Source organism: Stenotrophomonas sp. HMSC10F07 (assembly GCF_001807895.1).
GTDB classification, from domain to species: Bacteria; Pseudomonadota; Gammaproteobacteria; order Xanthomonadales; family Xanthomonadaceae; genus Stenotrophomonas; species Stenotrophomonas sepilia.
Window position 1 is genome coordinate 1 of record NZ_KV791348.1, and the last position, 7,887, is coordinate 7,887.

Here is a 7,887-nt window from a genome sequence, read left to right on the forward strand (position 1 = left end):
TGCAGCGTCCCCCGCAACCGGACCCACCCCGCCACCCCTCAGGAAACCCGCTTCTGCTGTTGCTTCGGCCGTTGCCGTTGCCCCTGCAGGTGCAGGGCTGCAAGCCCTGCCGAACAACCCTCAACCTTCGCAGTTGGCGAACACGTCGCGGTCGCGCTCGTACAGCGCCGTCTTCACCTGCATCAGGCCCAGCACCGACGGGAACAGGTTGTCGTGGTCGGTATACGCCGCCGAACGCTTGCGCACGCACTGCAGATCCAACCCACGGCTGCTGGCGAAGCCCGGCGAGAACCACATCGTCATCGGTACGCGGGTCTGCTCGGCCGGTGCGATCGCATACGGCACGCCATGCAGGAACAGGCCCTTCTCGCCCAGCGATTCACCATGGTCGGACAGGTAGATCATCGCCGTGTCGTAATCCTGCATGCCCTGCAGGGTACCAATGGTCTTGCTCAGAAAATGATCGGTGTACAACACCGCGTTGTCATAGCTGTTGGTGATCTCGTCGCGCGAGCAACGGCCGATGTCACGGGTGTCGCAGGTTGGCTTGAAGCGGGCAAAGGCGGGCGGGTAGCGCTCGAAGTAGGCCGGGCCGTGGTTGCCCAGCTGGTGCAGCACCACCACCCGGTCGCCGGGCTTGGCCCGCACCTGGGTGGCCAGGTCCTGCAGCAGGATCTCGTCCATGCAGCGACCATCCGCACACAGGCCGGGTGTAGTGGCGTCGGACAATGACTGGAAGTCCAGGCCCTCGCACACGCCCTTGCAGCCGGACTGGTTGTCACGCCACAGCGGCGCGATGCCGGCGCGATTCAGTACGTGCAGCAGCGACTGGTGCGCACGGATCTTCTTCTCGTCGTAGTCGTGGCGGCCCCACGGCGAGAACAGGCACGGCAGCGAGACCTCCGTGCTGGTGCCGCATGAGTGCATGTCCGGGAAATTGATCACGCTGGCCTGGGCCAGTTCCGGAGTGGTGTTGCGGCCACCGTTGAGGCCCCAGTTCTGCGCACGGACGGTCTCGCCCATGACGATCACCAGCAGGCGCGGCTTGCTGGCCGGGGCGCGTGGCGTGGCCTTGGCGTCGGTGCCGATCGGCAGCTTCGGTGCGCGCTGCACCGGGTTGTCGCCACGCAGCGCACGCGGCATGCCCAGCAGCACGTTGGCCGGGGTGGCGAGGTAACGCACTTCGCGCTGGTTGCGCATCAGTGCCGAAACATCCTGGAACGAGATCAACGCGCCGCCGACGGCGGTCACCGCGGCCACCGCCAGGAAGCCCAGTCGCCACAGCAGGCTGCGGCCCCAGCTGCGGCGACGCAGCTGCACGCGCCACAACACCGCCATCGGCAACACCGCCAGCAACAGTACCGGCCACAGCAGCGACACGGTCATCAGCTCGCGGCTTTCCTTGGGGTCGGTCGCCAGCACGTTGCGCAGCATGTCCGCATCCAGGTAGATGTGGTAGCGGCTCATGTAGTGCGCGGCGAATGCGGTCACCAGCAGCAACAGGCTGATCACCACCTTGGCGTTCCAGCGCCAGACCAGGATGCCCAGCAGCACGCCGTGAGCACCCAGCAGCAACAGCAGCAGCGAAAGCGCGTAGCGCAGGCTGCCTGGATGGCTGGCCATCGCGCTGTGCCAGAACAGGCCATTCCCGGCTACCGCGAAGAACAGGCTGGTCAGCGCGATCAGCGCTTCGGTGGACAGCTGCGGCCGCCAGTGGCGCAGACCCGCAAGGGCGGGGAGGCGGGCGGGCCGTTGGACCGATGCACTCATGCGTTTGCCTCCTGGCGGTTGGGACGGTCTCGCTGACGGCGTGTCAGGACGCGTTTGACGATCAGATACAGGCCGAGCGAAAGCAGCCAGCAGATCAATGCGGTGGCGACGTCATGCGAGAGGAAGTGCGCGCCGCGCAGCTGCTGGCTGATGCCGAACACCAGACCGGTGCCAAGACCGATCCACAACCCGGCCCAGCGCCATGAAGGGCGCCACAGCAGGGCAAAAAAGTAAAGGGACAACCATGCATAACCCGCGCTGGCGTGGCCCGCCGGGAAGCAGGCCTGCGCGGCCATGCCTGCGGGGCGCGCCGTGAAAAGCCCGATGAAAGGCTGGTGGCCACCGTAGCGGAGCAGATCCCACGGGCATTCCATCGGCACCAGCGACTTCAGCAGGGAGATCACGCCGGTGCCCAGTGCAATGGCAATTACGACATAAAGCAGCGCCCATTGCAGGGTGCGATCGCGCCCCCTACGCCAGTGATGGAAGCACAGCAGGAGCACGACCAGCGCCGCCGCAGTGCTCAGCCATTTACCGGCCTTGTGCACGACGCTGCGGGTGATCCAGGCGTCCTGCAATGCCCAATGGCCGCCCTCAAGACGGAACAGGTGGTCGGCCACCCACTGATCGCCGCCGAATCCCATCAGCAGCGCAAACACGGGAAAACCGATTGCGACAGGCAGCCAGATGTGCGTTACGGCAAATTTTGACGCCAGTGGCGATGTCGCAAGCGGTGCTATCGCATCAAGGGGACGGACGGGCATGCGGGGAAGGGGCGGTTCGGGAATCCGCGGTCATGCTCGTCACCTCGATGTCGGAGAAGGGTCGGACGCTCGTTCGTGCCGGGTTAATGCTTGCCCGGCACGTGTCAACGTTCAGTCTTCTTCGGCGGTCGATCCTGTCCGCTCGGCATGGCATTCCGGGTTCCATGCAGTACCGGGAAGCAGTTGCCAACGATTCCTGTTGGCAACACCGATATCGATCACCTTGGCCGGATCCACGCAGGGACTCATCGCGTCGTCCAGCACCAGCAGCCAGCGCTTGTCCGGCGCCTCGGCCACCCACGGGCCGGCGTCGTGCCATTGCTCGGCCCAGGGGCGCTTGAAGCCGAACTCGCGTACCGGGCGGTCAGCCTGCAGCAGGTTCTGCTCGCGCCAGGCGACCAGCGCCAGTTCGGCGTCCGGACCGATCCGTGCGCCGACGCGGCGCATCAGCGCCGATGCCGATGCGTAGGGATCCAGTGCCGGAATCAGCACCAGGCCGTAGAGCATCCACAGCATGCCGTGGGTCAACAGCACCAGTGTCGTGGCGCGGCGCACCCGCAACCAGACGACCAGCGTGGCCAGCGCGATGGCGAAGGTCAGCAGGCCATCACCCAGCACCGGCAGCAGCGCATCGGGCATGGCCCGGCGCTCCAGTTGCGCCAAGGCCCACGGGTGCTCGGTCAGCAGCATCACGCCGAGCACGCCGGTGGCCAGCATCAGCACCACGCTGTAGCCGAACAGATAGCGGCGCACGCACAGCCGGCGCAGCAAGCCGGGCAACAACGGCGCAACCGCCAGTGCCATCGCAGGCAGCATCGGCAGCACATAGACCTCGCGCTTGCCCGGGCTGGCGCTGAAGAACACCAGCACCAGCAGCGCCCAGCCCAGCAGCAGCCACTGCCGGCGGTCGCCCCGGCGGATGCGGCGCCACCACGGCTTGAACAGCAGCGGCAGCAGCAGGCTGCCCGGCAGCCATAGGGTCAGGATCACCTGCAGGTAGTACCAGGCCGGTTGGCGATGGTGCCAGGCGTTGGCATAGCGGGTACCGGTCTGCTTGAACAACAGTTCATGCGCGTAGGCCTGCAGTTCGGCGCTGGGCGTGTGCAGCAGCGCCCAGCCCAGCGGGGCAAGCCACACCGACACGCCCAGCAGGAAGGCCGGGATCAGCCACAGCAGCGTTGCCGGGTGGGGACCGTCCACGCTGCGACCGCGGCGACGCTGGTACAGCCACCAGCCGAACCACGGCAGGACCATCAGCAGCGGCAGGAAACCCACGCCTTTGGTCACCGTGCCGAGGCCAGCGGCGAACCCCGCCAGCCACAAGGCAGCCAGGTTGCGGCGTTCGCACAGGTGGCGCATCAAGCCCCACAGGGCCACCGTGGTCATGCCGACCAGCACCATGTCGATCTGCGCGCGCTTGGCCATCAGGCCAAACTGCAGGGTGCAGAACAGCGCCGCCAGGGCGTACAGGGAATGCCGCGGTGACCACAGTCGGCGTGCCAGATCCGACACCAACCACAGGCTGAGCAGGGCGCCCAGCAGCGACGGCAGCAGGAACGACCACTGCCAGCTGCCGACGATCTCGTAAGCCGCCGCCTGCAGCCACATGAAGACCGGCGGCTTCTCCGCATACAGCTCCACGCCCCGGTGCGGCAGCAGCCATTGCCCGCTTTCGACCATGGTGCGGGCCGCCAGCACGAAGCGCGGCTCGTCCGGTGGCTGCGGCTGCCGAAGGCCGATCCCCGCTGCCAGCGCAGCAACGATCAACAGCCACAACAGGGGCAGGCGCCAACGGCGGGGCAGGGCTACGGGCACGGCAGGCTCCGGGAGCAAAACGGCCATTCTGAGGTGGCGGGGGTTGGAAAAGCGTCAGAGGAGGCCGGGGCGACCGCATTCCGACATGTGCAGCGCTACCATGGTACGAACTTCCGTGGATGTTTCGTGCATGCGTCTGTTGGTGATCGAGGACAACCGCCAGCTGGTGGCCAACCTGTTCGACTACTTCGAGTCGCGTGGGCATGTGCTCGACGTGGCCCCGGACGGCATCACCGGCCTGCACCTGGCCGGCAGCCACCCCTACGACGCGGTGATCCTGGACTGGATGCTGCCACGCATGGAGGGGCCGGAGGTGCTGCGTCGCCTGCGCGCCGAGCACGCTTCGGAGGTGCCGGTGATCATGCTGACCGCGCGCGACGAGCTGCCGGACAAGATCACCGGATTCCGCGCAGGTGCCGACGACTACCTGACCAAGCCGTTCGCCCTGCCCGAGCTGGAAGTTCGGTTGGAGGCGCTGCTGCTGCGTGCGCAGGGCCGGAACCCGCGCAAGCGCCTGCAGGTGGGCGACCTGGTGCTGGACCTGGCGACCCTCGAAGCCCAGCGGGGGGGGCAGGTACTCCACCTGTACCCGGCCTGCCGCAAGCTGCTGGAGGTGCTGATGCGTGCCAGCCCCGGTGCGGTCACCCGCCAACAGCTGGAGTTCGCCCTGTGGGGCGATGAGCCACCGGATGGTGACCTGCTGCGCTCGCATGTCTACGAGCTGCGCCGCAGCGTCGACGGTCCGTTTGCCGACAAGCTGATCCACACCCTGCCGCGGGTTGGTTATCGCCTTGCGGTGACCGCGGCCGCCGGTGCAGGCAAGGATGATGATGAAGGCGCGTAGGCCGGGCCCGCTGTACCGGCGCGTGGTGTGGTGGTTGCTGGGCTACCTGGCCCTGCTGTCGATCGCCGTGTTCAGCGTCGGCAACTACGTGCACGAACACGCCGAACATGCCGCCTGGCGCGCGCTGCTCAATTCCGAGCTGGACAGCATCGTCGAGCACGTCGAGCATGAACCGCACTATCGCTGGCAGGATTCGGACACGCTCAGCCTGTACCGCTTCGATGCAGTCAACCTGCCTGACAGCCTGCGTACGCTGCATCCGGGTCTTCACGACGGCGTGATGATCAAAGGCCGGGAGACGGCGGTGATGGTGCGCGAGACCCGGTCGATGGGACGTGTCGCGCTGGCGCTGGACATCTCCGACTTCCATGACCTGGAGCAGTTCGCCACGCGCTGGGTGATGCTGGCCGGGGTGATCATGATCTTCGTCACCGTGCTGATGGCGTCCTTCGGTATGGAACGCATGGTGCGCCCGTTGAGCCTGCTGGCCCAGCACATCGGCGCATTGCGGCCGGGCGTTCAGGGCCAGCGCATCGAGGTCGACCCGCGCGGCAGTTCCGAGCTGCACACCATCGCCGATGCGCTGAACGACTACCTGGACCGCAACGAGCAGTTCGTCGAGCGTGAGCGGGTCTTCATCAGTACCGCCAGCCACGAACTGCGCACGCCGATCGCAGTGATGACCGGTGCAGCCGAGCTGGCGCTGGAGCAACCGGGCCTGCCCGAACGTGCCCGCCAGCAGATGCAGCGGGTCCTGCGCACGGCACAGAGCGTGGAGCAGCTGATCGAGCTGCTGCTGGTGCTGGCGCGTGATCCTGCGCGCCTGGCCGCGCGTGCCGAGCGCATCGCACTGGACCAGCTGCTGCCGGAGATCGTCGACGACCATCGACACCTGCTCGGCGACAAGGACCTGAGCATCGGTATCCAGGCCGCGCCGGTGGATATCGTCGCGCCGCTGGCGGTGGTGCAGGCGGCGATCGGCAACCTGCTGCGCAATGCCATCGAAAACAGCGGCCGCGGCCATATCGAGCTGCAGCTGAGTTCGTCGGCGGTACTGACGCTGCAGGACCCCGGGCATGGGATGAGCCCGGAGGAGATCGCGGCGATCCACGCGCGCATGGCCCGCGGTGAGCGTGCCGATCGAGGCAGTGGCATCGGCCTGGACCTGATCGCGCGGCTGTGCGAGCACCTGGGCTGGACGCTGCAGTTGCAGCCCTGCCAACCGCGCGGGACGCGTGTCACCCTGGACTTCGGCGCTTCGCGCCCCGCCTGATCGGACGGCCGACTTGCTTCGCGCTGCGGCATGACCCGGCGTGAAGACAGTGTTAATCTCGACCTGCGCCGCTTCATGCGGCGCTTTTTTTTCCCGCTCTTTCGATCGACAGAGGATCCCATGCCGACCGAACCCGCTACTGCCCTGATCAGCAACGATATCGTTGGACTGGGCCTGATTGCCGCCACCCTGGCCCTGATCTTCTGGGCCGCCAGTGGTCCGACCCCGCTGTTGAAGAAGATCTTCGCCTGGGTGCCGGCACTGCTGCTGTGCTATTTCATCCCCGCCATCTACAACACCGCCGGTGTCATCGATGGCCACAACACCTCGCTGTACAACCCGGTCGCGCGTGACGTGCTACTGCCGGCCGCGCTGGTCCTGCTGACGCTGTCGATCGACCTCAAGGGCGTCATCAAGCTGGGGCCGAAGCTGTTGCTTGTGTTCTGTGCCGGTACCGCTGGCATCATGCTTGGCGCCATCGTCTCCTTCCAGCTGATGAAGCTGATCCATCCGGAAACGGTGGCCGGTGATACCTGGGCCGGCATGGCCGCACTGGCCGGCAGCTGGATCGGTGGCGGCGCCAACATGGTCGCCATGCGTGAGGTGTTCGGCACCGACGCCACCACCTTCGGCCAGTTCGCCGTGGTCGACGTGGCCTGCGCCAGCCTGTGGATGGCGATCCTGCTGTTCCTGGCCAACCGCGCGCAGCAGATCGACACCCGCAACGGGGCCGATACGCGCGCCATCGACGAGATGAAGGCACGCATCAGCGCCTACGAGGCACAGAACGCGCGCATTCCCAGCATGACCGACCTGATGGTGATCGTCGGCGTGGCACTGGGTGGCGTCGGCCTGGCCCACGCCATCGCCGCACCGCTGTCGGGCTGGTTCAAGGCCAACGTCAGCTGGGCCAGCCAGTTCAGCCTGGACAGCCAGTTCGTGTGGGTGATCCTGCTGTCCACGGCGATGGGCCTGGGCCTGAGCTTCACCCGTGCGCGCCGGCTGGAAGCCGCAGGCGCTTCGCGGTTGGGCACGGTGTTCCTGTACTTTCTGATCGCCTGCATCGGCATGCAGATGAACCTGCTGTCGCTGCTGGATCGGCCGTGGCTGTTCCTGCTCGGCGCGATCTGGATGGCCACGCATGTGCTGGTGCTGTGGGTGGTGGCCAAGCTGCTGCGCGCGCCGCTGTTCTTCTTCGCGATAGGTTCGCAGGGCAACATCGGGGCGGCCGCCTCGGCACCCGTGGTAGCCGCGGCCTTCCATCCGACGCTGGCGCCGGTGGGGGTGCTGCTGGGTACGGTGGGCTATGCCACCGGTACCGGGTTGGCTTATGTCACCGGCCTGATCCTGAAGTGGATGGCCGGCGCCTGAGTTCTGACCGGACGATCCTGTTGCGGGTTCGCGGCGTGCGCCGCGAACCC

6 protein-coding genes are annotated in these 7,887 nt (G+C 66.8%); 3 read left to right on the forward strand and 3 right to left on the reverse strand.

Features of this window, described 5'->3' with window-relative positions:
* Positions 1 to 120 precede the first annotated feature (120 nt).
* The 3 genes from HMPREF3114_RS05890 to HMPREF3114_RS05900 all read right to left on the reverse strand — a co-directional run bounded on the left by HMPREF3114_RS05890 (position 121) and on the right by HMPREF3114_RS05900 (position 4,349).
* Entirely contained in the window at positions 121 to 1,770 is a 1,650-nt protein-coding gene (locus tag HMPREF3114_RS05890; RefSeq protein WP_053499681.1) for a phosphoethanolamine transferase, read from the reverse strand.
* Positions 1,767 to 2,534, reverse strand: coding sequence for a phosphatase PAP2 family protein (locus HMPREF3114_RS05895; RefSeq protein WP_053499683.1), 768 nt, complete (start codon positions 2,532 to 2,534; stop codon positions 1,767 to 1,769). The genes HMPREF3114_RS05890 and HMPREF3114_RS05895 overlap by 4 nt, the downstream gene beginning before the upstream one ends.
* A gap of 111 nt (positions 2,535 to 2,645) precedes the next feature.
* Entirely contained in the window at positions 2,646 to 4,349 is a 1,704-nt protein-coding gene (locus tag HMPREF3114_RS05900; RefSeq protein WP_053499685.1) for an ArnT family glycosyltransferase, read from the reverse strand.
* A 130-nt stretch (positions 4,350 to 4,479) separates the two neighbouring features.
* On the opposite strand from HMPREF3114_RS05900, the gene HMPREF3114_RS05905 reads away from it, so the two are divergent.
* The 3 genes from HMPREF3114_RS05905 (at position 4,480) to HMPREF3114_RS05915 (ending at position 7,837) form a co-directional block, all read left to right on the forward strand.
* Positions 4,480 to 5,193, forward strand: coding sequence for a response regulator transcription factor (locus HMPREF3114_RS05905; protein ID WP_005418278.1), 714 nt, complete (start codon positions 4,480 to 4,482; stop codon positions 5,191 to 5,193).
* On the forward strand, positions 5,180 to 6,466 hold the full coding sequence (locus tag HMPREF3114_RS05910; protein WP_005418277.1) for a sensor histidine kinase: 1,287 nt from the start codon (positions 5,180 to 5,182) through the stop codon (positions 6,464 to 6,466). The genes HMPREF3114_RS05905 and HMPREF3114_RS05910 overlap by 14 nt, the downstream gene beginning before the upstream one ends.
* A 120-nt stretch (positions 6,467 to 6,586) precedes the next feature.
* Positions 6,587 to 7,837 carry a DUF819 family protein gene (locus HMPREF3114_RS05915; RefSeq protein WP_005418276.1) on the forward strand — a complete coding sequence of 417 codons (1,251 nt, stop codon included), beginning with the start codon at positions 6,587 to 6,589 and terminating at the stop codon, positions 7,835 to 7,837.
* Positions 7,838 to 7,887 lie beyond the last annotated feature (50 nt).